Source organism: Salinibacterium sp. SWN1162 (assembly GCF_015864675.1).
Classification (GTDB): domain Bacteria; phylum Actinomycetota; class Actinomycetes; order Actinomycetales; family Microbacteriaceae; genus Rhodoglobus.
In genome coordinates, this window is record NZ_JADYWT010000007.1 from 1 (window position 1) to 2523 (window position 2523).

Annotated in this window: 2 protein-coding genes; one reads left to right on the forward strand and one right to left on the reverse strand. The window is 59.9% G+C overall.

Going from position 1 to position 2523, the window contains the following annotated elements:
- On the forward strand, nt 1-1509 hold a 1509-nt coding region (locus I6E58_RS14105), incomplete at its 5' end, for an RHS repeat-associated core domain-containing protein (RefSeq protein WP_231595808.1).
- A 613-nt stretch (nt 1510-2122) separates the two neighbouring features.
- On the opposite strand, the gene I6E58_RS14110 is transcribed toward I6E58_RS14105, so the two are convergent.
- The coding region (locus I6E58_RS14110; protein ID WP_374189202.1) for an MBL fold metallo-hydrolase at nt 2123-2523 on the reverse strand (401 nt) is incomplete at its 5' end.

A 2523-nucleotide genomic window follows, 5' to 3' on the forward strand; every position in this document is an offset into this window, starting at 1 on the left:
TCGCAGTCGGGCCGGATCATGCAGAACACTCTCACTGATTCGTGGGTGGCTGATCCGCGTACCGAGACCTCGACCTACACATTCGATGCGGCTGGTCGGCTAACTGAGGCGGTCATCCCGAGGCATGTGCTTACGTATGGTTTCGGCGACACCACGTGTGGTGCGGGTGCGAGTGATCTTGCCGGTCGTAACGGTAACCGCACGTCGTTCTCGGATGTGAAGGATGCTGGCACTCCGATCACAACGGACTACTGCTACGACGGGTCTGACCGGTTGTTGTCGACGGCGGTGGCGGGTGCTCCGGTAGGGGCAAACACTCTGCTGTCAACAAATCTGGGTGCTGCGAGTTTGTCGTATGACGCGCATGGCAACACGACGCGGTTGGCTGATCAGCAACTGTTCTATGACGGCGCCGACCGCCACATGAAGACGGTGTTGGATGACGGCACCGTAATCGAATACGTGCGGGATGCGACGGGGCGGATTGTTCAGCGCAGCTCCACAGCACCGGGTGCGGCGGAGGCGGAGGTTATCCGTTACACGTTCACTGCTGGTGGCATGTTCGGTGTGTTGGATGCTGCCGGTGTGCTGGTTGAGGAGACCCTGTCGTTGCCGGGCGGGGTAAGTGTCTCTTTGCCGGTGGGGGCGGATGCGAAGTGGTCGTACCCGAACCTGCATGGTGACTCGATCATCCTCACCGACCACCTCGGTATCCGGATTGGTGCGCGGGCAGCGTTTGATCCGTTCGGGCAACCCATCGACCCGGTCACCGGCGATATCGGAACGGAGGTTGCGGATGACGCGGTCACTGACACTTCACCGGGCGATGCTGATTACGCGTTCGTTGGCCAGCATCGGAAGTTGTATGAGCATCAGGGGTCGATCGCGACGATCGAGATGGGCGCCAGACAGTATGTTGCCGGGCTCGGCAGGTTCCTGGAAGTGGACCCTGTTGAGGGTGGGGTGACGAATGCTTATGACTATCCGGCTGACCCGATCAATAAGCTTGATTTGAGCGGGCGTTGTTCTTGGGACGTAGATTGCGGTAGCCCTGAAGAGGACTTTGCGCAGACTTGCGGGAGTTGGACGGGGTATCAGGGCTGCGAACCTCACGATCCCACGACCGAAGAAGAATGGGATTATGCACTGAACGCGGCGACGGTGCTGGCTGTTGTGATTCCCGGTGGTGCTCTTGTGGGGGCAACGAGAGCAACGGTTAGCGGAGCTATCAGAGCGGCTAGAGTCTCGCCGAGCGTAGGCGCGGCAGCAATGCGCTCGAAAGTCATCGGCGCAGACAGCCGGTTAGTGGGAAATTATTCGTTCGGTACCGTGGGAACCCCCGCGAAGCCGGGTGGGCTCTTGAACAGGCAGGGCAACGCGATAAAGATAGGCTGGAGCGCGCATCGAGGGCGAGCAGTCTTTAGGATTTCATCGAAATATATCAAATCCTCGCCTGGAGTGCGCATGGGCCACATCGACATTTTGAGAAGGGGACCGAGACTATGGTGAGTGTCTCCTACGAACTAGCCCGCAAGATCGCTACCGAGGTAGTGAGTAGGGTGAATGCGCGCTTCCCAGAGGTTCGCGTGGATGTTCACGGACCTACTGAGCTAGCACATGGAGTATTCGTAGTGATCAGCCCTGAGGACCCGCGCGCCGTCGATGCGGAAGTTTTCGTAGCCTACGATGGTACGTATTTGCTGAATGCGGGTCCCAGCTTTTGCATTGAAAGTGACGACTTTAGCGGAAACTTAGCAGATGTGGCGGGCCAGATCTTCGCTCAACTGGAAGCATTCGGAACAGCAGGGATGGTTGAGGTCAGGCGCCTCAAGTGGTTGGGCCCTATTTCGCCTACTTGGATCGGTAGACCCGGTATTGACGACTACATCGACGAGGCACTACTGTCGCGATCCGCAACAGTAGTTCGGTCTTGGCGCCCCTGGATCTAGTCGAGGGCGGACAGCGGACTCGTGGGTGGAGGATCTTGGGCGGTTTGCTTTTTTCGAGACGCTGACTCGAATGCCTTTAGGGAAGCCTCACAAGACTGAGCACGACGTCGCTCCCTGTTCTGCAGGTTTCGCGCGCCCCGATTGTGGGCGCGGGGTATCGGTATCTGAAAGTGTTACGCGCCCGCAGCCGAGCACCCAATCTCCACAGCAACCCCCGGCGGCGTCTCCACGAGCAACCCCGTCCCCGCGAACGCGGCCTCGAGGTCGGCACGGGTTTCGGTGAAGTGTTCCCAGCCTTCGGTGTGGAGGCCGACCACGTGGGTGGCGCCCAAGATGTTGGCGGCTTCTGCGGCATCCGCTGATGTCAAAGTGAGGGGGCCGTTGACGGCGGAGATTCGGGCAGCGCCGGCGAACAGCACGGCGATGCTGATGTCGGGGAAGCGGTCGGCGATCTGCTGCACGAGCGGCAGGGAGGCGTTGTCGCCGCTGACGTAGATGGTGGGTTCGCCCTCGGCAGCAGCCTGGGCAGTATCACCCGGAATGAGGCTGGTGCGGGTACTGGTTTCAGTTGGTC